This window comes from Rickettsia hoogstraalii (assembly GCF_000825685.1).
Lineage (GTDB): Bacteria > Pseudomonadota > Alphaproteobacteria > Rickettsiales > Rickettsiaceae > Rickettsia > Rickettsia hoogstraalii.
The window spans coordinates 410,036-432,198 of sequence record NZ_CCXM01000001.1; the positions used below are offsets into that span (position 1 = coordinate 410,036).

Genomic DNA, 22,163 nt, shown 5'->3' on the forward strand with positions numbered 1-22,163 from the left:
AGTTGCATAAATCGATTTTTATCGTCATTACGAGCGGGCATTGTTGCGTGGATCAATTTCACCTTTGTCATCCCGCGAGCTTGTAGCGGGATCCAGTTAAAAATACTAAAATTATTAGTATTTTTATTATTTTTTGGATACCGTAGTCAAGCCACGGTATGACACCAAACGGATTTTCCGATCCACGCAACAAGACCTCCTCGCAATGATGCCTACTCTGATAGCATTATTTTTATAGCTGCTTTCTTACGCATATTTTCAAACATTTTTTGTGCTTTTTGCGAAATCTTTTTATTGGTTAGGAAGTTTACTACATAATTATTTTCATCTTCATTAACATTTAAGATTTTTTTGCTGCACACTAATATTATTTCAAATTTGTTATTTACTTCAAAAACATTGCTTGCTTTATCCGAGCTTAAGTCCTTTACAATAGTTTGTTTTACGCCTTCTATCTTGCTAAGCTTATCGGTAATAATTTGCATAGTAGCAAAATTATCATAAAGCGATTTTTTAACGTCTGCACATTTTTTTAGTCGATTTTTTAAATTATTCATCTGCGTAAACGCTTTGTTGCTACTATCTTTAGATGTAAATACTTGCATTGAAATTTCTACGTCTTTTTGATCGCTAGATAAAATTGCGACATCTATTTCTTTATTACTTACTTGTACCGTTCTTGATAGACTTGATAAAATATTCATTTTAATCAACTCGGATTTAATTTGAGAAATAAAACTATCAGGATTAACCGATCTGCTTTTTAAATACTGAAGAAGAGAACCGTGAGGCATTTTATTACGATCTTCAATAGATTTAATAGCATTATCTATCTCTTCTTGCGGAATTTCTCTATCTCCGGCATATTGAAAAAGCAAAGATTCGTCAATTAAGCTCTTGATTGCTAAGTCACTTAGCTGCTTATCTTGAGCAGGCGTTAGACTTTCAACATTATTTAGTGCCATAATCATTTTTTTTCTAGCACGGAACTCATTAAGAGTAATAGGTTCATCATTTACGGATGCTACTATATTCGGCAGCGAAGCTTGTGCTACATTAAAAGCAAAAAAAACAGTAATGATTAATAATAATTTTCTCATATTTCTAGACTCACATAACGTAATAATTGGAATTAGATGTCATTCCCGCGTAGGCGGGAATCCAGGGTAAAGCAAGATAAATCGAGCTTTATTCGGTATTATGTATATCTTTTAATTACTGGATTCCCGCCTACGCGGGAATGACATATGGCACATTTGAAACTCACATATTCAAAACTTTTAAACCGATAGAAATAGTCGGCGAAGAGGTAGTCTTTTTGATTCCTCTACTTTCGTCGGCTAGATAATCGGAATAAATCTTTGCAGTAATTCTAACACAATCTTTAGCATATGTCACCCTAATAGTTCGAGTAAGTAAATTTGGAGAACGTCTAGAGAGATCAATACGTGCACCAAAGCCTATAGTCCAATTTTCCGCTAGCTGATAATTTGTGTCTCCATAAAATTGTCGTACTCTATTATTTGAAACCTTTATACTTTCTACGGAATAATATTTTTTAAGATTGGTAAGCTGAATAAAACTACCTAGAAAGTTAATCTTATCATAGTTAAAATTTCCTCCCACCTCATCTCTAATAGGTCTGAAATATCTATCTTTCCGAAAGCTATAAAACACTTCTAAATTATTAGAAAGATTACCTAGTATCTGCCCTACATTTTCCGTATCATCAGCCGGCAAATCTATACTATATCTTGTATTACGTGACTGTCCTAAAAATAATTTTAAATAATTTTCTTCTTTAGCAATACTAGTATTTAAGCCGTAACTTAATCTATTACCGAAATCATGGCAATCAATACCGCTATAACGATTTGATAAAAAGATATTTTTTTCGGATAATTCATATTTAGCAGGATCAATTATAACAAATTTTTTATCTTTCTTAGATAGTTTACGTCCCATAGTAAAAGAAACTACCGGCTCAATAAGTAAATTTATCGTTTTTGTTATATTACCTATTAACGGATAACGCCATAAAGTTTGCAATTCCGGTATATTTCTTTGAAATGATTTACTTTCTCTCGTCTTATCTAAATAAGCCCGTTTAGCAAGATAAAAATCGCCTCTATCTTTTGCTACAAAATCAAAAATTTGCCCTAAAGAAGTCAGCACATTATGCATAAAGGATAGTTGCAAAGAGGTTCTAGCGACTTGTTTCCCTATTCTTTCTTTGTACATTAACGTATTATTTTCAACAACGATATGGCTGTTGTCATTATCATTCAAATTTATCACGTTTTTTGTATTGATTTTCGGTAATACTAACGGGTCAGTATACTTACTATCATTACTACCTAAACCTTGAAAACTTAATCCTTCCGCCGAAAAATAATCAGCCTCATGAATTTTATTTAAGAATATTTTAGAAGTTAAATATGAAGCGTAGTTATTATAATAATTTTTTAAATAAGCTTTATCCGATGTACGCTCCACCCTGAAGCCGTAATCATAAACTTTATCGGTACTAATAAAATTACCGCTTGCTATATAATGATAAGAAGAAACCTTTTTATTTTTCACTACATTTCCGTCTTTTTTTAGAAAATACGGTAATTTACCGTAACTACCTTGAAAATTCATATTATCGGTATCATTCGAACGATAGCGTGTTTCTAGCTCATAAGTTTGATATTTACTAAAAATTCTTGGAGTGAGAGTAAAATCCATATTAAGTTTTGCACGTAGATATAGAGGTATACCAAACCCTTTATTTTTGACGTCAGGTACCAATAATCCGGAAGTTGCAGGGGCCGTAGGAGTTGGATGGAAAAAATACGGTAAGTAAAAAATCGGTACGCCGTATACTTCAAAAAATACGTTTTTATAAACTATCCTATGCTCTTCAGAATGAATATAAGTATCCTTAGCAGCAATTTGCCAAATAGGGTTTCTATTACAAGTAACATCGCAAGGGGTAAATTCGGCATGGTGCAGCTTAAGATTATTTTCGTCTATTCTTTCGGCAAGTTTAGCAATTAAAAGATTATTATCACCGGAAAGTAAAATGAATTCCGATATGATCCCTTTCTTAAATTCGTCTTTTAAAACTGCTTTATCACCCTCTATTATTCTGTTTTGTTTATCCTTAATTCGGATATTACCTTCTGCCCATAAAATATCATTTTTTATATCATAAAGTAAATTATCTGCCGTTAATAAATACTCATCCGTGATAATTCTTATATTACCTTTAGCATATATCAAATCCTGACTTTCGTTATACTCCACGAAGTCGGCTATCATATTACTAATTTTAATATTCTGACCATTCTTAGAAAGATCGGCAAAGCTTACCAAAGAAAATATTATGATAATAAGCAAGCATATTATTCGCAATAGCATTTATATTAATAAATATATTTTAATAGTACAAAATAATAGCAAGCTATTGTAATATATCAAATAATAAAAAATTTTGCTTGCTCTTTTGCAGTGCAAGGTTATTCTATGGAGATGATAACCGTCATTGCGAGGAGATGCGTAGCATCGACGTGGCAATCTCATGAAGTAGGATAACTCCTGAGATTGCTTCGTCAAAACTTATAGTTTCTTCTCGCAATGACGAATAGTGTGCTACTCTAAGCTCAAAAAACCAAATACTAATAAAATGCTAGACAATTTCATTGCAAATCAAGCAACCAAAGAGTTTTCAGTTAGTGAGATTTCTAATAAAATCAAAGAATTATTAGAAAATAATTTTGGCTATATTAAGGTAAAAGGAGAAATTTCAGGTTTAAAAATAGCAAGCTCAGGTCATGCTTATTTTAACTTAAAAGAAAATACCGCTATTTTAGCTTGTACTTGCTGGCGTCCTATTCTTGCTAAAATCAAATTTCCTTTAAATGACGGTATGGAAGTGGTGATTAACGGCAAGCTTTCAAGTTATGCAGGTAATTCACGCTATCAATTATCGGTAGATAATTTGCAACCTGCAGGACTTGGTGCTATGTTGCAAATTCTAAATGAACGCAAAGCTCGTTTAGAAAAAGAGGGACTATTTAATAAGAAACGTATTCCTATACCTTTTTTACCTGATAAAATAGGCGTTATCACTTCAATAACCGGTGCTGTTATTAAAGATATTATTCATCGTATTCGCGAACGTTTTCCGACTCGGATAATAATATGGCCGGTTAGCGTACAAGGCGAAAATTCCGGCAATGAAATTGCTGAAGCAATTGAAGGATTTAATAATTTAGAAGAGATAAATAAACCAAGTGTTATAATTGTTGCTAGAGGCGGCGGTTCTATAGAAGATCTTTGGTCATTTAACGATGAGATATTAGTACGTGCCGCTTATAACTCAAAAATTCCTATTATTTCCGCAGTAGGTCATGAAGTGGATTATACTTTAATAGATTTAGCAGCCGATAAAAGAGCTCCAACACCGACTGCTGCCGCAGAATTTGCTGTACCGGTACGATCTATTTTAAATAATACTCTACAATCTTATGAAAAAATATTATTGAATAATACTAGCAGGTTAATTAAATATCACGAACAAAATATAGTAAATTACGATAAAATACACAGATATCTCTCTCACTATATAAATAATAGGCAGCAATTACTGGACGAAACCGGTTTTAATTTACTAGATGCTTTACCGTGCTTTATCGAACTACAAGAAACAAAGATTAAATCTTTTTCTAAAGAAAGAGTTAACCCTGCTAAAATACTCAATTACAAAACATTAGAATTAACACATCAAACAGCTTATCTATCAAAATCGGCAAATAATACTTTGAAAAATTTTGAGTATAAATTAGAATTAAATAGTACGTTACTTGCAAGCCTTGATTATAATAACGTATTAAAACGAGGTTTTGCTATAGTTAAAGGAGAAACGGGTAATTTTTTATCTTCTAAAATTACTGCTGCAAATGAAAAAATTTTTAATATTAAATTTTCTGACGGCGAGATTAAGGTAGTTCGTAATTAAGGAACTTTGGTTTTTAACGTCATTGCGAGCAGCCGTAGGCTGCGTGGCAATCTCATGAAATAATAACAAACTCCTGAGATTGCTTCGTCAATTGCTATGCAATTTCCTCGCAATGACGGATAAACAGGTCCACGCAACAATGCCTTGTGGGAATGACAATAAAAAACATAATTCTAAAAAAATACAAATCATGAAAATTTTAAAGCTTTTTATTTTTATACTTCTCATTTCTAAAAATTTTTATGCTTTAAGCATAGGTGCAAACGAACAACAAGCAACTTTAGAATGCGAAGGGACAGCTGATAAAAAAACTTTGATAAATGCATGGTATGTAAATAAGCCTTACCAATACTTAATTGCTGCTTCAAACGGTCATACTACCGTTTCCGGTATGGATATAGAATTAATTAACGCTATTGCTGCAAAAATAGGTATCAATATTGAGTATAATCAAGATAGCTGGTATCAAGATCAATTAGATATTCAAAGCGGAAATGCCGACATGACAGCATGCGCTACTTATACTACTGAGAGAAGTAACTATGCTTATTTTTCAAAGCCTTATCGTCTTGAAGAATTATCATTATTTATTATTGAACCACTTGCCAAAAAGTTAAATTTCCAAAATGTTAATGAACTAACAGCACAAATACGTCTATTTAATCTCCAGTTAGGAATAGTGAAAGGTACTGTATACGGAGACCCTAAATTTACGGATTTTTTATATAATGAGAAAAATCAAGATATAATTAGAATATATCAAAATAATATGGAATTGATAAATGGACTAATCAAGAAAGAAATTGACGGTTTCATTAGTGATCGAATTGTCGGTGCCGTTAATATTTTAGGAAGAACAATGAACAGGAATATATTAGAAGTTCCCTTAAATATTAAAACTCCCCTACATTTAATGTTTAGCAAAAAAACCGTATCTTTAAATATAGTTGAACAATTTAATTTTGCGATAGATGATTTTCTTGCAAGTAACGAGTATAAAAAAATTATTAAGACATACATATATCATATTCTATTGCCTAAATCTATAGATTCTCGTTGGTGCCATGTTATAGGTTTACTTGGTTGCCTTGCTTTTGCTTTTTCGGGAATTATTTTGAGTAGCAGAAAAAATAGTACTTTATTCGGTACATTTTTATTTGCGGTATTACCATCTGTTAGTAGCTGTATAATGCTAGATTTAATAGTAAACCATGATACCGGACATTTAAACTTCTATTTTACTCCTTCTTATTTCTATTACATATTTGTAGTAGTTTTACTCGGTTTTACAATTATTAAATTATTTAGCTATTATAATAAACAGATTGCTGAAGATAATTATTTAGAACAATCATTAAATAATATAGTAGCAATTTGCGATTCATTCGGACAAGCAACTTTTATAATTATAGGAGTTGCAATGGTTATTATTCACAAAATTGAGCCTCTAAGTTTTTGGGGACCGTTTTTTGCTTTCATTACGGCTAATTGCGGTGCAATATTACGAGATTTTATTATGAAAGAAAGTTCAATTAAGAGGATACCAAGAGGAGTTAGTATTGAAATCATTGTATTATGGGGTATAGCTTTTAGCGTATTATTAGATATGTATGGTAGTAATCCAAATTATCATACAATAAAATATTCAATGATTATAGTAATTTCCGGAGCATTTATTACTAGTCTCTTAGTTTATCATTTTGGTTTTCTTGAGTGGCGATTCCGTAATGAAAAATTAGAAGACATAGAAAAACAAACATGAAGATAGCTACTTGGAATATTAATTCCATAAAAACAAGACTTAATTTATTGCGTAATTTTTTATCTAAAGAAAATCCGGATATTTTATTATTGCAAGAAATAAAATGCGAAACCGAAAAATTTCCTTTTGATGAATTATCCGATTTACCTTATAATTTTTATGTTCACGGGCAAAAATCATATAACGGTGTTGCTATAATTTCAAAATTTCCTGCCGATGAAATAATTAAGGATTTTCCGAATAATTACTGCAGTGATCAAGCAAGATTCTTAGAAATAAAATTATCATTACCTATAGGGTTTTGTAATATAATCTCGCTCTATGCTCCTAACGGTTCATTTGTCGGTAGCGATAAATTTGTAGCAAAGCTAGCATTTTATGATAATTTTATCAATTATCTATCAACTAAAAAATCTTTTGACGAAAAAACTATCATAGGCGGTGATTTCAATATTGCACCGTTCGACATAGACGTATATTCACCTAAGCTACTTGCTGAAACTACTTGTTTTACTGAAATTGAACAAAAAAAACTACGTACTATTCTAAATTCCGGGTTTGAGGATTTATATAGATTGATGCATCCGAGTAAACAAGAATTTTCATGGTGGGATTATAGAGCCGGATGTTTTGAACAAAATAAAGGTATGCGAATTGATATGATTCTTGGTTGTAATAATACTATTGACTATTTAGAAAATTGCTATATGGATTATAATTTAAGGACTCAAGAAAAACCTTCAGATCATATACCGGTAATTGCGAGTTTTAAGGGGTAGCATGGATCGGTTTTTTCGTCATTGCGAGAAGAATTACGCAGTAATTCGACGAAGCAATCCAGTTAAAAATTCTGATTTACAGAATTTTTTTAATTATTTTCTGGATTGCCGCGTCGCTTCGCTCCTCGCAATGACGACTTGGTGTTCATACAGACAAGACTTTTAGCTAGTAAAAAAAACATATGTCTCCAAAATTCATGAAATTTTACGAAAAATATATGACGATTGTCGGTACAATCGGCAATTTTATGTTTTATGTACAGGCTCATAAGATTTTCACCTGCAAATCTTCGGCTTCCGTTTCTATGCCCGCCTTTACTATAAGTGCTATTGCTCTTTGTAGTTGGCTTATATACGGCATATTAATCAAAAATACACCTATTATAATAGCAAATATAGTAGGTTTTATCGGAGCATTATTAGTTCTCTTAACCATAATAATATATTAATAATGACTAAGAAAATCATTACTTTAGTTGGTCGTCCGAATGTAGGCAAATCAACACTTTTCAATAGATTAAGCATACGTAAAAAAGCTATCGTTCACGATTTGCCGGGCGTCACTAGGGATAGAAAATATACAGAAGGCAAAATCGGCTCTTTTGAATTTTTGTTAATTGATACCCCAGGACTTGAAGAGAATCCTGATAGTATGGGAGAAAGGTTAATGGAACAGACTACTAAAGCAATTTTAGAGGCAGATTTAATTTGTTTTATGGTTGACGGTAGAAGCAGAATATTGCCCGATGATAAGCTACTTGGTAGCTTTGTTAGAAAATATAATAAGCCTGCTATATTGGTAGTTAATAAATGCGAGAAAGCTTTTGATTTTGATAAAGAGTACTACAAATTAGGGTTTGATAGTATGGTGGCTATCTCTGCCGAGCATGGCACAGGCTTAATTGATTTATATGACGAAATTATTGCCAAGTTACCTGAAGAAGAATCAATCGAGACAAATATAGCCGATCCAATTAAAGGATATTGTTTGCAGATAGTAGTTAGTGGCAGACCTAACGCCGGAAAATCTACTTTTATAAACGCTCTTATTAATGATGAAAGATTATTAACCGGTCCTGAAGCCGGTATTACTCGTGAATCAATTGAAATTGATTGGCAATATAAAAATAATCATATTAAATTAATCGATACTGCAGGACTCCGTAAAAAATCTACTATTACAGAGTCTTTAGAAAAATTATCGGCTTCAGATGCTATTAACTCTATTAAATTTGCTAATACCGTAATCTTAATGATTGATGCTTTAGCCCCTTTAAAACAGCAAGATTTAAATATTGCAAGCCATGTGGTAAATGAGGGGAGAAGTATAGTTATAGTAGTGAATAAATGGGATTTAGTTAAAGAATTCGAAAAAGAAGCATTTCAGGAAGAATTTTATTATCAGATAAATACTCATCTGCCTCAGGTTAAAGGTGTACCCGTTCTATTTATTTCAGCAATAAATAAACAAAATATAGAGCAGGTTTTAGATGCTTGTCTTAAAATCTATAAAATTTGGAATAAGAAAATAACTACTAGCAAATTAAATGAATGGCTTAATTTTACTACGGAAGCACATCCACTACCTCTACAAAAAGGCGGTAAAAGAGTGCGTGTAAAATATATGACTCAAACAAAAACCCGTCCCCCTACTTTCAAATTATTCTCCAATAATCCGGAAAAAATTACCGATAGCTATACTAGGTATTTAGTAAATAATATGCGTGAGGCTTTTGACATGCCCGGCATTCCTATTAGATTCACTTATGTAAAAACCAAAAATCCTTATGTATAGTTTAAAATTAAATCTTTTTAGAAATGTTCAAAGAACCTAGCACAGCAAGATCTGAATTAGATATCTTTAAGCTGTTTAATATAAGCATGAGCTAAAGTAGTTTTACCACATTGCCTTGGACCGAGAATGGCACAAATAGGAAATATTTCAAAAGAATCTTTGATATGTGTTATAAATAATAATCTCTTTCTATCATCCTTGTAATTTCATAATGACACTTTGAATTTACAATATAATTTTAATCAAATAATAGCAAGATTTTTCTGGGTCTTGTAAACTTTTGATTAATGATTATTCTATTAAAAGTACACAGGATTTAGGCTCCTCTACCGGGTTTTCCTATCTCTCTCTGTCTTTTTTCTAATACCTTACTTGTATGCAGTCCTACCGCTTGTTTATCTTTATTAAATTTACTTTTTCCTAAATTAACTATAGTTTCTGCTACTACTCCTAGAACTTTCGGGTCTGATAATAATTTTAACGCCGGCACTATAATTTTACCGTATTCATGTTTACTAAATTTATCGGCAATTTTAATTAATTCAGGTGCATGCTTACCGGCTATCTTTACTAATTTTTCACCGTCTAGTTTTAATTTTTGACCCTTAGGTGTTTTGTTTAAAAACTCATCTACAACAGGTCCTAAACTACTTGCATGTTTTGTTAATAGTTCAGGAAGGTCTTTTTCAATTATTTTATTTATTTCTGGATTATTATCTTTAATTTGTATCAAAGTACTAATCAATTCCTTGACCTCTTTTGATTTCTCTTCCTTTGGAAGTGACTTAATTAACTGGTTTTTTTGTATTATATCGGCAACTTTATCGTTATCGGAAAGAGCGAGGCTTGCAAGTTTAGTTATTGACGGCAGAACATCTTTTACAAAAGGCATAGAGGCATCTAGTGCTTTATGTATAAACTCAGGATCTATTTCCTTTTGATTCTATTCTTTCCGTTACTTTAGGATGTTTTAAAACATCTAATATACCCTGTTTATTACTATCTAAATATCGCGGTAATTCTTTTTCTAAAATAGGAGATAAATTATCAATAATTTTTTTGGCATTTTCAACTAACTCTGCTATTTGAGGCTTTTTTCCTTTTAATAACTCTTTTTTAATTTCAGTATTTAACCCTTCCATATTTAGGTTAATTTTAGTCCAACGCTGATTTTCTTTAAGCTGACTATAAGCTTTTATAGCTGAAGGAGTACTTTCAATTAATTTTTCGCTAGAATTTGCAAGTAGTGCTACTGTATTTGCAATTAATTCAGGTTTAGCGATTTTTTGTGCTTTATTATTTATTATATTTTCCGTAATCTGAACTAATTCCTTTTGATTATCAGGATTTTTTAAAAATTGTACTAAATCGTGATTTAGAAGGGGCTTTACTTTGTCTGAAGTAATAATGTCATGTATATTTTTTAATATAGCACCTTGAGATGACTCGTTTTTTTGTTTAATATTCTTATATATTTCTTGTACTTTTGGGTTTAAATCGCTTTCTAGTGCTTTAGATATTAAATCTACTCCTAGGGTAGATAATTCTCTGACAAATTTAGGACTTATTTTGTCTAATATATTTATTTTTTCTGTTTCGGAAGTTTGAAAGTTTTTTGTTATTTTGCTAAGCCTCTTATTTAAAATAGGCGTGAGAAGATATGGGATAACTTTAGATTGTAAAATAGTTTCTTTTGAGCTATTAGATATAGTTTCGGAATGTAAAACAGAAGCACATTTTTTTATAAGCGATTCTGCATCTGCTATTATCTTGCAACCGGCTTCAATAGAATCTACATTAGTGGTAGCACTTCTCGCTTTTCTGAGGTTATTAAGCTCCAGTGCAAGATCAGGTAAAACTTGAGAAGCCTCCCAGGTAAATTACAATGCACTAGGGACATTCCCGACTAGCTTGGATAACACTTTGTATTATACCTAAATTATCTTTATTAAGATCTAGATATTGTTTATTTAACTCATCATATTTTTTGTTACCTGTTTCAGCCCCAATAGCTGCCCATCCAGCTTCAACCCAAGAAAGGTTTTTATATTCTTCATCAAGCTGTTGCCTTATATTATCAATGGATTCCTGCTCTTGGCTTTTAGACATTTAAATACCTTTATATAATATAATTTAATATTATTTTACTATAATTATTTAAAGGTTTATAAAATTTTACTTTTTAATTTTTGTTAATTTTTAAAGTCATGGTTATCTTGCAATGGTTTTTTACTGTAATTCTTCATTTACTGGTAAATCAATACTAACCTCTCCACACAATGAAATAATATTCTTCGTTACCTGAAAATCTATATCCGGGTTGTTATACTTTTCATTTTTCTGAATCCGGTAGTAGTAGTAATCAGGGTCAGGACATAATTCCATTATTTTCGGTAAAGGTTTTTGCTCTATAGTACTGACATTATACTCACATTTTAAAACTTCAGCCGGGCACCCCTTCAGTATCACCATTTACCGGTAAATCCATACTAACCTCTCCACAAAATGAAACAATATTCTCCATTACCTGAGGATCTATATCCGGGTTGTTATGCTCTTTATTTTCCTGAATCCAGTCGTAGTAATAAGGGTCAGGCCATAGTTCCGTGACTTTCGGCAAAGATTCTGGCTGTATAGTACCAAACTTATACCCGCGTTTTAAAACTTCAGCCGGCATCCCCCCTGTATCACCGATACAATATATTTGCGAGTAATGCAAAATCGATTTAATATTATTATCGATATCTATATGGATTATATAATATTCACGTTGTATATCATTAAGAAATGTCGTTGCTATAAGCGATATATCAGGGTACATTTCTATATTTACTAAAGCTATATTTTCTAAGTTTTCAGGACATTGAACTATTCTATCTGAAGCCGTTAATCTTTCAAACTCTTCCTCGCCTATTTTTTCTTTTAGTCTATTTTTGTATTCTTGCTCTTTATCTGAAGGAAATACAATTTTATCGTCTTTACAATCAACCAAAAAAGGAGTTTTAATAGCATGTTTAATAAATAAATCTTTTAGTTTCATAATAATAAATTTCTTAATATATAAGGCTATAATATTAATAATTTTTTATATGTCAAACAATATCCTCTAGGCTATCTAGGTAATGCTTTACCAGTCGTAGCAACTTCGCTTCAGGACTTAAGTTTTTCACTGCCCATTTTTTAATCCAAGGTTCGGCGAGTTGCCACATATTAACATTACCGTCTAGCTGTCTGCCTATCCCTTCAACCATTATCAAAGTCTTTTGCAATAACAATAATTCCGGTTGTACTTCCATGCCGAAATCTTCAGTGATTTTAAATAAATGTGCAAGCAGCTTACCTATGGAAATATTTTTTGTGGGTGTCCCTACTATAGGCTCAGTAACTGCTCTACAACTTTGAGCGAATAAATCTAAATCGGTATTTGATGGGATGTAGCCGGCTCTTAAATGTACTTTAGCAACTAATTTATAATCACGGTTTAAAAAACCAAATAGACTTTCGGCAACGGCTAAACGATCTTTTTCTTTAAGTCTGCCCATAATACCGAAATCAAGTAAAATTATCTTACCTTGCTTATTCACTAAAATATTTCCTGCATGTAAATCAGCATGAAAAAACCCGTCTCTATAGGCTTGATTGAAAAACATTACGGCGAAATTCTGAGCTATTTTTGCAGGCTCTAATCCCAATTCTTTTAGCAGCGAAGTATCATATATAGAAGTTCCTTCTAACCACTCGGTAGTTAGTATATTTTCTGATGTTAAGTCCCAATATATTTTAGGGATTATCACATTAATATCATTTCGCATATTATCCATAAGCTCAGAAGAAGCTGCCGCTTCTAGCCTTAAATCAAGCTCAAATCTCATAGTTTCATGAAATTTATCAACTACTTTAATCGGCTTTAGCCTTTTTGCTTTAGAAAATTTTGAGATAATTTTTGCAAGAAAATATAGCAGCTTAATATCTCTGTTATATTTTTTATGAATACCCGGACGCAGAATTTTCACCGCAACATATTCACCGGTTGCGAGTTGTGCCTTATGTACTTGGGAGATTGATGCGGCTGCGACTGGATTGTCGTCGAAATGTAGGAAAGGGAGGGCGTCATTGCGAGCATTCGTAGAATGCGTGGCAATCTTTTGCTTGCTTGCTGAGATTGCTTCGTCGACATAAATGTCTCCTCGCAATGACGCTATCAATCTTCTAGCCACCCCACCATCAAACGGAGGTAGCTTATCCTGCAATAACCTTAAATAACCTGCTATCTCTGCTCCTACTAAATCGGGTCTTGTCGAAAGAGTTTGTCCGAATTTTATATAAATAGGGCCAAGATCGCTTAAACAATCTATTAAGCATTTGCCGTAATCTTCATGCGGTTTTTTAAATAATGATAACGGAGCAGAAAATAAAGCTAATATATAACCGATAAACCTGAAGTATTTAGGGCTTCTTGAATCAATTAAGATTTGTTTTTTACTGATGATACGAAAAATACGTATTAAATTAAAAAAATTACTTATCATATCTTATACGCACTGTGAATAGCAACTATTCCGCCGCTCAAATTTTTATAACCGACTTCCTCAAAACCGGCTTCTTTAATCATTATTCTAAACTTGTCTTGTGAGGGGAATAACTCGATACTTTCAACCAAATATTCATATGCCTCTTTATTACCGGTGATTGCCTGACCGATGGTAGGTATAATACTAAATGAATAAAATTTATAAAAATCTTTAAAATAACTTTCTTTTACCTTTGAAAACTCAAGGCATATAAACTTACCCATCGGTTTTAGAACTCTATAAGCTTCTTTTAAAGCTTTATTAATGTCAGGTACGTTTCTAATACCAAATGCTATAGTATAATAATCAAAACTATTATCTGAAAAAGGCAATTCTTCTGCACTTGCTACAGTAAATTTAAGGTTATGAAATAAATTAAGATCAATTGCTTTTTTCTTAGCATTCTTTAGCATCTCTTCATTTATATCGCTTAAAGTTAAAGCAATATTATTGCCTCTATCTCTTGCTTTTTTAGCAAGCTTTAAAGCGATATCACCGCTACCGCTAGCGACGTCTAATATATGAGAGTTAAGATTTGGAATTTGCCTAATAAATTCATCTTTCCATAAGCGATGTAATCCAAAGCTCATTAAGTCATTCATTAAATCATACTTATCGGCGACATTAGAAAAAACACTATTTACTAACCCTTGTTTTTTAGTGTAGTCTACTTTTTTAAAGCCAAAATTTGTTTGGTTCATAGTTTTTTATTATAAATATTAGTATCAAATGCCGGAACTTCCTGAAGTAGAAACTCTTAAAAACTCCCTGAAAGATAAGCTAATTGGGCTTATTATAGGAAATGTAGAGTTAAAAAGAGATAATTTACGTTATAAACTATCCCCGCTTTTAGCTACAGAAATCTCAAATACTAATATACTGGATGTTAGACGTCGTGCAAAATATTTAATTATAGATTTTAATAATGATTATTCTTTAATCGTTCACCTAGGCATGAGTGGTAGATTTACTCTGCAACCTTCTAACTATGAAGCTAAAAAACACGATCATGTAATTTTTGATTTGAGTAACGGTGAAAAGTTAATTTTTAACGATACTAGACGATTCGGAATGGTTTATAGCTTTAAAACTAATTTCTTAGAAAAAGAATTTTTTAATGATTTAGGAATAGAACCGCTTTCTGATTTATTAACACTGGGATATTTAAAAAGCAAATTAATTACTCGAAAAATACCGATAAAAAACTTGATTATGGATAATAAAATTATAGTTGGAGTCGGCAATATTTACGCTTCAGAAAGTCTTCATTTAGCTAGAATTCATCCGGATAAATTAGGTAACGATTTAAATGACAATGAAATAGAAAGTTTAATTAAATCAATTAGAGAGGTGCTAACTAAAGCTATAACTGCCGGCGGTACTACTCTTAAAGATTTTGTAAACGGCGATAACAAACCTGGTTATTTTACTCAGCAACTTAAGGTTTACGGTAGAGAAGGACAAAATTGTTTAAACTGCTCTAGCACTATTATCAAGACAAAACATTCAGGAAGAGCTACTTTTTATTGTAAAACCTGTCAACATAGTGAATTTACTTGACATATTTTTTAAAACTATTTATAAAGCTCTCTATTGTTTATTCAATTAATAGTTGTAAAATATATGAGAATAAAGCCGGTGATTATAGCGGGGGGTAGCGGTAAAAGACTATGGCCTTTATCATCTAAGGATAAACCGAAACAATTTAAAAAAATATTAAGTGATTTCACTTTACTACAGCAAACATTAACTAGAAATAAATTTCTAGGACAACCTACTATTATTACTTCCAAAAAATATGAATCAATAACTAAAGAACAAGCAGTAGAAATAGAATTAATTACCGAACCTTTACAAAAAAATACTGCCGTTTGTGCCATTATTACAGCATTATCTGCTAAAGCCCAAGGTTTTGATATTGTAGTGTTACTGCCTGCAGACCATTATATAGCCGATGATATAAATTATCTTAATACTATAAATAAAGCTGTGCATTATGTTCATGAATTCGGTATTTGCACTATAGGCATTCCTATAAATTTTATAAGTGCCGAGTATGGCTATATAAACACAGGATTATCAATTGCAGAAAATGTTTATCTAGTTGATCATTTCATTGAAAAACCTATATTAGAGCAAGCAAAAAAACATTTTCAAAGTAATGAATATTTTTGGAATTCAGGAATTTTTGTATACGATATTAACTTCTTCTTAAACTTAGCAATGAACCTTCAACCTGATTTATTTTGTATTGCAGAAAAAGCATTTAATACTACTATAAAAAATGAGAAAAGTTTGGCAATAGACGATGAGGCTTATAATGAAATCGAAGCAATTTCTATAGACAATGCTATAATGGAATATATTTCGGGAATGGTCATGATAAAAGCTGATTTTGTTTGGAACGATCTTGGTACTTGGCATTCCTTATTACAGGTAAAACATCAAAATATAAATGATAATTATTGCGAGGGGAACGTAGTAACAAGCAATACTACAAACTCTTTCATTAGTTCTAATAATAAATTAACTACCGTAGTAGGTCTTGACAATGTCATAATTATCGATACTATGAACGGTCTTTTGGTTGCCGATAAATCAAAAATGAATGAAATCAAAGAATTAGGTAATGAAAATGATCTAGAGAAAGCTAAAATCCTATTTACTGCTCTTTTTAACGGAAAATCTGATTCATCACCGAATTATGAAATATATGAAAAAGCCTTTCTAAATAATATTTTGTCTTCTGAAGAAATAAAATTAGAAATTATGAAAGGAAATAACGAAGCTTGTTATATTCTTGCTAAAACTTACGAAATAATTAATCGTAATCCCCAAGATGAATATAACTCTATGTTATTAATATTGATTGGAAGTAAACTCGGAAATACAGAATGTACACAGCTTGTTTATTCATATCCTACAAAATATACAAGCTTTGAGTCTACTGTTAATAATTTTATTCAGAATTATATAGGACGATCTGATATCACTTTTGATGATGCTATATTATCAGCTGCTTACCCCGATACTTTAAATACTTCAATTTTAGGAGACCCAAATTATAATAATATGTATAACCATGGTTGAACACATATTATTACATAATTTACTACTAATATTCAAGGCTATTGACATAGTATTATTGCTTATATATCCTATTTTTATGAGGCTTAAACCTCATCATTATAGTAATAGATGTTGAATTATATCCAATTTATAGGAAATATTTTATTTTTTTAAGAATATAGCGAATACCGGCAAATAGCTAACCTATTTACGGTATGAGATATGTTTTTAAAAAATTAAAAGATAATGGATAAATTAGAAGAGCTCTTCGGAAACGAGGGTTTAGGGAGGAATTTGAAGGAGACACGGAAGTGCTTGCCACCGCAGCGTACAAAAGCGTACGTGAGGATGCGAGTACCGGCTCGACGTACAAATTACCCCTAGAAGTAGAGTTTTCGAAGAAGTCTATTGAACATAATTTAACTTCTTTTACTATAAATATAGCTAATCTTATAAACTTCAAAAATCTGTAAGTTATAGGAACAACTTAGTAATAAAGAAGTTCATTTTAGTTGAGTTACAACATGAAAAATACTACAGAAAAACAAATAATAATATCTGAATTCAAAAATGATGAAGAGATAGATGAAGAAGAGAAAAGATTAAAAGCAGAAGATTCACGAAAGCAACTTAAAGCAATACTAATAATATTTGGTATTATTTTGACCAGTTTTTTAACTTTTACTTATTTCTTTTTTAATTACATAGAAGAAAAAGCGGAAGAATACAAACAACAGCAACAACAAGAAATTCAAAAAACTAATAAGAGTTGAATATTAGATTACCACACTTCTCCTTTAATTATGGTCTTGTTACATGGCTGTTATATCGTTCCAGTAAGGCATTGTTGCGTGGGATACCACCCCGTCATTACGAGCGACTGCAGACCTTGTTGCATGGATCAATTTCACCTCTGTCATACCGTGGCTTGACCACGGTATCCAGTAAGATAACTAAAAATACTAATATTATTAGTATTTTTAACTAAACCCCGTGGTCAAGCCCATAGTACCGGACAATTTCTATTCTATGTCATTCCCGCAAAAGCGGGAATCCAGTAATTTAAAGCTTTTTTGAAAGCTTTATCTTAAAAAAACAATATAATAAAAAATCTTTAAAATTAAGATTTTTTAGCCTGGATCCCCGCTTTCGGGCGTTGTTGCATGGATCGGTTTTTCTTCTGTCATCCTAGCTAACTTGATCGCGGGATCCAGGAAAAATAGACAAATAATATACGCTACAAGTTGTTTTTCTGGATACCGTGGTCAAGCCAAGGTATGACACCGAGTGTATTTTTTCGATCCATGCAACAAGGCTCCGCTTTCGCGGGGATGACATCGAGGTCTTTTCAAAAACTGTCCGGTACTATGAATAAATCACGGGATGACAGAAGAAAATACTGATCTATGCAACAAGGCTGCGACTGCAAGGAGCGTGGCAATCCAAAAAAAATAATAAAAAAAATTCTGTAAATCAGAATTTTTTTCTTCCTTGCTTTGTCAATTACTTACATAATTTTCTCGTAATGACTATTTTTATACTGTCTTAAGTTTAGATTGCTTGAAATTAGTTTTATCAAAATCATAGATAAAATCTTTGATAATAGGTACTATAAACTGTTTAAATTTACTTCCGCTAAATACACCGTAATGCCCTACCCCTTTTTGTAAATGGTATCTTTTCATTGATTCAGGTATATTTGAACAAAGTTTTAAAGCAGCTTTTGTTTGCCCTACTGCTGCAATATCATCTAATTCCCCTTCAATACCAAGTAAAGCACATTTAGTAACATGTTTTAAATCAATCGGACGCTTCTCAGAAACTAATTTACCTCTTGCTAACGAAAATTGTTGGAATACTTCATCTATAGTTTGTAAGTAAAACTCTGCCGGCATATCCATACCTGCTAAATACTCATCATAAAATTTAATAGTATGATCGGCTTTTTTATAATCAGAATTTAATAAACTTTGCCATAATTCTAAATGTGAATCTATATGACGGAATAAGTTTAAACTCATAAAGCCGGCAAGTTGGAGGAAGCCGGGATATACTTTTCTACCATGTCCGGGATAGTTTGGCGGTACCTGCATTGTAACCATTTTGCAGAACCATTCTAAACTTTTACTTTGAGCAAATTCATTAACTGCAGGTTGGCAAACTGCCATAGTGTGAACATTCGGTCCTATAAAATTGATAAACTCCATTACGTAATCAATATAATCATCCATATCAAAATGCCCTGCTTCAAGCGGCACGAAACTTGCTTCCGTCCAATCTGTAATATAAATATCGGTATACGGTAATAATTCTTGTACTGTTGACCTCAGTAAAGTAGCGTGGTGTCCTGCCATAGGTGCTACTATTAATAATTTAGGTAATTCTTTTTTAAAACCTATTTTCTGAAAATGCCTTAGTTCACAAAAAGGCTTTTTTAGTATAACTTTTTCATTAATGTTATAGGTTTTATCATCAATAATTGTTTCAATAATATTAAATTCGGGTTTTTCATATTTTCTAGTCATGCGTTCACAAAGCGTTAAATAAGCATGCATAATTCTTGCAAAACCGTTATCTTCTAGAGACTCATGTTCATATGCTTCTTTTAGAATTTTTATACCTAAATGCATTGGAGCAATTTGTGCTCTAAGCCCCTCTAACATATAATATGTATAATTAGTACTTAAATCACAGTTCATCATAATTTATCCCTAAATCTAAAAATAATTAATATAATCATTTAGTTTAACATCAAAAATTTCTTTAGTAACATTAATTTTAGGATTCACGGCTTAAATTTTTATAAATGCGTGATAATAATGGTCTATGGGACTGTTAACAAAATAGCTTTAATTGATAATTAAATAGGTTTTTTAGCGAAAATTAATAAGATTTTTGCCGGAATAGTTATTCATATTTCAAAAAAATCTTATAATTTGCAGCAAAAAAGATTTTAATTAGCTTTAAAATTATTTTGTTAACAGTCTCATAATAAATATGTTTATTTTTTCTTCTTGTTTTGCTTAGGAATTCTATTTACGTGGTCATTAATATTAAACCAAATACTATCATTTACTTTCTGTTTTTTATAGAATGTATCAATATTATTTATATAATTTTCAAAATCTTTGTTCTCTTCTGCTAATCTATTAGCCATATTCCAATCTATTTCTGGTCTTTCTCTAGCAGGAATTAATATCTTATATCTTCAGGACTTTCTATATCCACTAAAATAAAACCTATACCGTACCTAGTACACAACATTTCGAGTTCATGCCTAGTATCATTTTGTTTACTTTCAATTAAATCAGCAACAACTAAATAACCATAATGTGCCCATGAGGAATTTGATAAAGCCTGAAAAAAATATTCTCGTAAATTACTACGGTTGATTTTTGTTTTTGCTTCAAAAGACCAAAGTCGTGCTTGTTTTCCTGCATAATATTTAGCACAATCTTTAATTAGTAATCCCCATTTTTCATTAAGAACCTCCATACCTACCCAATCTGGATGTAACCACTTATTACCTTTAGCCCCTTGTTTATTTGAAGAAAAATTATGCTTAATAGGCATATTATGAATCTTCAATTTGTTTTGAAGATATAATGCAAGTGCATCACATACTTGTACTTCGGTTATTTTATCTTCTTTATTTGCATTTATTTTAGGTTCTGTGGCTTGTTCATTATTGACATAGTAATCAGGGTTTTGCGAATAATAAAACTTTAGCTTAGGTTTTAGCTCTATTCTAATATTAGGTTCTTGTCTTCGTTCAGCAGAAAGCTTACTACTGCTAATTTCCCCTGCATAAATTCCTATAATCTCCTTATCTTTTTCTTCTTGAGTCTTTGCTTTTAACAATCTCTTATTTGTACTTGCATTTGCTTTGAGTCTTGCTTCTTCAATGTGATTTTCTACAAGCCATTCAGCTATTCCATAAGAGGTAAATTTTTGATCTTCATTTTCTTTTAAAAACTAATAATAGCATTTTTGCGATCAAATCCCATATTAAATATACTAATAGTTGAAATACTATAAAATATACATGTTATTTTATAAATTTCAACTTTAAATTATCAATCTTTATGATTTTATAAAGTATTATTTATTTATACTATTAGTAAATGAAAAGTAGGTAGACGAAGTTTAATTTGGAAAAGAGCAAGGCGTCTTAAAGCTGATGACCGCAGCGTACAACTAGTACGTGAGGATTATCGGCAAAAGACTTTGTCGCCAATTTTTCAAATTAAACGAGTATGCTTTTCAAATTTGGAAAATAATGTTTTGAAGTTACGAGTAGTAACATTTGCTACTTCTTTTGAGGTGATATTTTTGAGTTCGGCGACTTTCTCGGCAACATATCTAACGAAAGCCGGTTCGTTTTGTTTGCCTCGCATAGGGGTAGGGGCTAGGTAAGGTGAGTCAGTTTCGATTAATAACCTATCAAGCGGTATATATTTAACTATTTCCTGCAAATCGGTTGCATTCTTGAAAGTTATAATCCCTGACATTGAAATATATAAACCGATATCTAGCATTTTTTCTGCTAATTTTTTTGAAGAAGTAAAGCAATGTATTAAACCTGGAAATTTACTGTTACGCATTTCTGAGGTTAAAATGTCAATAGTATCTTCGTCTGCTTCTCGTGTATGAACAATAATAGGTAGATTAGTAGCGGCTGCAGCATGTATATGTGCTACAAACGAATCTTTTTGGAGTTTTTTATCGTAAGGCTGATGATAATAATCAAGCCCCGTTTCACCGATTCCAATAATTTTCGGATGCTTGGTAAGTTCTATTATTTCTGAATCCGTAATTAGCCTGCTGCTTTCATTAACCTCACACGGATGCACACCAACGCTTGCAAAAATATTTTCATATTTTTCGGCTATTTCTAAAACAATCGAGAAATCTTCAAGCTTAGTACAGATAGTTTGCATATACTGCACATTATTTTCTAATGCTCTTTGAATGACAGAATCTAAAAGCACCGTGTCATACCGTGGCTTGACCACGGTATCCAAAAAACAACTAGTATTAATTGTTTTAATATTTTTACTGGATCCCGCTACGAGCTCGCGAGATGACAAGTCAGTAAGTAAATTAAGATGACAATGCGAATCTATTAGCATGCTATAATGCCGATGTCATTCCCGCGAAGGCGGGAATCCAATAAAAATTA

General features: G+C 31.6%; 23 protein-coding genes and 5 pseudogenes. 12 read left to right on the top strand and 16 right to left on the bottom strand.

Going from position 1 to position 22,163, the window contains the following annotated elements:
* Window positions 1–35: 35 nt before the first annotated feature.
* The 3 genes and pseudogenes from BN1174_RS13280 to BN1174_RS02250 form a co-directional block, all read right to left on the bottom strand.
* A pseudogene (locus BN1174_RS13280) lies at window positions 36–190 on the bottom strand (MFS transporter); the annotation flags it as partial.
* A 22-nt stretch (window positions 191–212) separates the two neighbouring features.
* Window positions 213–1,100: a SurA N-terminal domain-containing protein gene (locus tag BN1174_RS02245; protein WP_040256179.1), complete on the bottom strand. Its 888-nt coding sequence runs from the start codon at window positions 1,098–1,100 to the stop codon at window positions 213–215.
* A gap of 163 nt (window positions 1,101–1,263) precedes the next feature.
* On the bottom strand, window positions 1,264–3,405 hold the full coding sequence (locus tag BN1174_RS02250) for an LPS-assembly protein LptD (RefSeq protein WP_040256180.1): 2,142 nt from the start codon (window positions 3,403–3,405) through the stop codon (window positions 1,264–1,266).
* On the opposite strand from BN1174_RS02250, the pseudogene BN1174_RS12610 reads away from it, so the two are divergent.
* Together BN1174_RS12610 and xseA are read left to right on the top strand one after the other, a co-directional pair.
* Window positions 3,371–3,579: pseudogene (locus BN1174_RS12610) on the top strand (hypothetical protein). The gene BN1174_RS02250 and the pseudogene BN1174_RS12610 sit on opposite strands and share 35 nt — an antisense overlap.
* Window positions 3,580–3,670: 91 nt before the next feature.
* Window positions 3,671–5,005 carry an exodeoxyribonuclease VII large subunit gene (xseA, locus tag BN1174_RS02255; RefSeq protein WP_040257902.1) on the top strand — a complete coding sequence of 445 codons (1,335 nt, stop codon included), beginning with the start codon at window positions 3,671–3,673 and terminating at the stop codon, window positions 5,003–5,005.
* Here the strand turns inward: xseA and BN1174_RS08425 are convergent.
* Window positions 5,002–5,118 carry an RND transporter gene (locus tag BN1174_RS08425; RefSeq protein ID WP_082022349.1) on the bottom strand — a complete coding sequence of 39 codons (117 nt, stop codon included), beginning with the start codon at window positions 5,116–5,118 and terminating at the stop codon, window positions 5,002–5,004. The two genes, xseA and BN1174_RS08425, sit on opposite strands and share 4 nt — an antisense overlap.
* On the opposite strand from BN1174_RS08425, the gene BN1174_RS02260 reads away from it, so the two are divergent.
* From BN1174_RS02260 to der, 4 genes are all read left to right on the top strand, one after another.
* Complete coding sequence (locus BN1174_RS02260; RefSeq protein WP_231555748.1) at window positions 5,118–6,767, top strand: transporter substrate-binding domain-containing protein; 1,650 nt, start codon at window positions 5,118–5,120, stop codon at window positions 6,765–6,767. The two genes, BN1174_RS08425 and BN1174_RS02260, sit on opposite strands and share 1 nt — an antisense overlap.
* Window positions 6,764–7,546, top strand: a complete 783-nt coding sequence (xth, locus tag BN1174_RS02265; RefSeq protein WP_040256186.1) for an exodeoxyribonuclease III — start codon at window positions 6,764–6,766, stop codon at window positions 7,544–7,546. The genes BN1174_RS02260 and xth overlap by 4 nt, the downstream gene beginning before the upstream one ends.
* Before the next feature lie 182 nt (window positions 7,547–7,728).
* A complete protein-coding gene (locus tag BN1174_RS08430) occupies window positions 7,729–7,995 on the top strand; it encodes a SemiSWEET family sugar transporter (RefSeq protein ID WP_039594854.1) in 267 nt (88 codons plus the stop codon).
* Window positions 7,996–7,997: 2 nt separating this feature from the next.
* On the top strand, window positions 7,998–9,341 hold the full coding sequence (der, locus tag BN1174_RS02275; RefSeq protein WP_040256192.1) for a ribosome biogenesis GTPase Der: 1,344 nt from the start codon (window positions 7,998–8,000) through the stop codon (window positions 9,339–9,341).
* A 62-nt stretch (window positions 9,342–9,403) separates the two neighbouring features.
* Here der and BN1174_RS12615 read toward each other — a convergent pair.
* From BN1174_RS12615 to BN1174_RS11480, 3 genes and pseudogenes are all read right to left on the bottom strand, one after another.
* Window positions 9,404–9,537 (bottom strand): annotated as a pseudogene (locus BN1174_RS12615) (AAA family ATPase); the annotation flags it as partial.
* Window positions 9,538–9,657: 120 nt separating this feature from the next.
* A complete protein-coding gene (locus BN1174_RS08435) occupies window positions 9,658–10,233 on the bottom strand; it encodes a hypothetical protein (protein WP_040256193.1) in 576 nt (191 codons plus the stop codon).
* 28 nt (window positions 10,234–10,261) lie between these two features.
* Window positions 10,262–10,483 carry a hypothetical protein gene (locus BN1174_RS11480; protein ID WP_231555749.1) on the bottom strand — a complete coding sequence of 74 codons (222 nt, stop codon included), beginning with the start codon at window positions 10,481–10,483 and terminating at the stop codon, window positions 10,262–10,264.
* 481 nt (window positions 10,484–10,964) lie between these two features.
* Here BN1174_RS11480 and BN1174_RS11485 point away from each other — a divergent pair, with 481 nt between their 5' ends.
* Entirely contained in the window at window positions 10,965–11,204 is a 240-nt protein-coding gene (locus BN1174_RS11485; protein WP_231555750.1) for a hypothetical protein, read from the top strand.
* A 27-nt stretch (window positions 11,205–11,231) separates the two neighbouring features.
* Here BN1174_RS11485 and BN1174_RS11490 read toward each other — a convergent pair whose 3' ends face one another.
* The 5 genes from BN1174_RS11490 to ubiE all read right to left on the bottom strand — a co-directional run bounded on the left by BN1174_RS11490 (window position 11,232) and on the right by ubiE (window position 14,613).
* Window positions 11,232–11,450: a hypothetical protein gene (locus BN1174_RS11490; protein ID WP_231555751.1), complete on the bottom strand. Its 219-nt coding sequence runs from the start codon at window positions 11,448–11,450 to the stop codon at window positions 11,232–11,234.
* Between the two features lie 120 nt (window positions 11,451–11,570).
* Window positions 11,571–11,813, bottom strand: a complete 243-nt coding sequence (locus BN1174_RS08450) for a hypothetical protein (RefSeq protein ID WP_082022263.1) — start codon at window positions 11,811–11,813, stop codon at window positions 11,571–11,573.
* Window positions 11,785–12,018: a hypothetical protein gene (locus tag BN1174_RS02295; protein WP_040257906.1), complete on the bottom strand. Its 234-nt coding sequence runs from the start codon at window positions 12,016–12,018 to the stop codon at window positions 11,785–11,787. The genes BN1174_RS08450 and BN1174_RS02295 overlap by 29 nt, the downstream gene beginning before the upstream one ends.
* Window positions 12,019–12,433: 415 nt before the next feature.
* Window positions 12,434–13,870 (bottom strand): 2-polyprenylphenol 6-hydroxylase, encoded by a 1,437-nt coding sequence (gene ubiB, locus BN1174_RS02305; protein ID WP_040256195.1) that lies wholly within the window; start codon window positions 13,868–13,870, stop codon window positions 12,434–12,436.
* On the bottom strand, window positions 13,867–14,613 hold the full coding sequence (gene ubiE / locus BN1174_RS02310; RefSeq protein WP_040256197.1) for a bifunctional demethylmenaquinone methyltransferase/2-methoxy-6-polyprenyl-1,4-benzoquinol methylase UbiE: 747 nt from the start codon (window positions 14,611–14,613) through the stop codon (window positions 13,867–13,869). The genes ubiB and ubiE overlap by 4 nt, the downstream gene beginning before the upstream one ends.
* A gap of 28 nt (window positions 14,614–14,641) precedes the next feature.
* Between ubiE and mutM the strand changes: the two genes are divergently transcribed.
* The 5 genes and pseudogenes from mutM (at window position 14,642) to BN1174_RS02335 (ending at window position 17,754) form a co-directional block, all read left to right on the top strand.
* Window positions 14,642–15,472, top strand: a complete 831-nt coding sequence (gene mutM, locus BN1174_RS02315; RefSeq protein ID WP_040256199.1) for a bifunctional DNA-formamidopyrimidine glycosylase/DNA-(apurinic or apyrimidinic site) lyase — start codon at window positions 14,642–14,644, stop codon at window positions 15,470–15,472.
* A 69-nt stretch (window positions 15,473–15,541) separates the two neighbouring features.
* Window positions 15,542–16,300, top strand: a pseudogene (locus tag BN1174_RS12960) (mannose-1-phosphate guanylyltransferase); the annotation flags it as partial.
* Window positions 16,292–17,002: a hypothetical protein gene (locus BN1174_RS12965; protein ID WP_408005887.1), complete on the top strand. Its 711-nt coding sequence runs from the start codon at window positions 16,292–16,294 to the stop codon at window positions 17,000–17,002. The pseudogene BN1174_RS12960 and the gene BN1174_RS12965, both read left to right, overlap by 9 nt.
* Before the next feature lie 239 nt (window positions 17,003–17,241).
* Window positions 17,242–17,334 (top strand): annotated as a pseudogene (locus tag BN1174_RS13285) (palindromic element RPE1 domain-containing protein); the annotation flags it as partial.
* Between the two features lie 171 nt (window positions 17,335–17,505).
* Window positions 17,506–17,754 (top strand): RP671a family tick cell line-upregulated protein, encoded by a 249-nt coding sequence (locus tag BN1174_RS02335; RefSeq protein ID WP_040256200.1) that lies wholly within the window; start codon window positions 17,506–17,508, stop codon window positions 17,752–17,754.
* A gap of 762 nt (window positions 17,755–18,516) precedes the next feature.
* On the opposite strand, the gene phaZ is transcribed toward BN1174_RS02335, so the two are convergent.
* The 4 genes from phaZ to BN1174_RS02350 form a co-directional block, all read right to left on the bottom strand.
* The gene (phaZ, locus tag BN1174_RS02340; RefSeq protein ID WP_040256203.1) at window positions 18,517–19,683 is read right to left on the bottom strand and encodes a polyhydroxyalkanoate depolymerase; all 1,167 of its coding nucleotides are present in this window, start codon (window positions 19,681–19,683) and stop codon (window positions 18,517–18,519) included.
* A 299-nt stretch (window positions 19,684–19,982) separates the two neighbouring features.
* Window positions 19,983–20,138 (bottom strand): hypothetical protein, encoded by a 156-nt coding sequence (locus BN1174_RS10660; RefSeq protein WP_197062030.1) that lies wholly within the window; start codon window positions 20,136–20,138, stop codon window positions 19,983–19,985.
* 35 nt (window positions 20,139–20,173) lie between these two features.
* Window positions 20,174–20,842, bottom strand: coding sequence for a hypothetical protein (locus BN1174_RS10665; RefSeq protein WP_197062089.1), 669 nt, complete (start codon window positions 20,840–20,842; stop codon window positions 20,174–20,176).
* Window positions 20,843–21,222: 380 nt separating this feature from the next.
* Window positions 21,223–22,113 (bottom strand): TatD family hydrolase, encoded by an 891-nt coding sequence (locus BN1174_RS02350; RefSeq protein ID WP_040256205.1) that lies wholly within the window; start codon window positions 22,111–22,113, stop codon window positions 21,223–21,225.
* Window positions 22,114–22,163 lie beyond the last annotated feature (50 nt).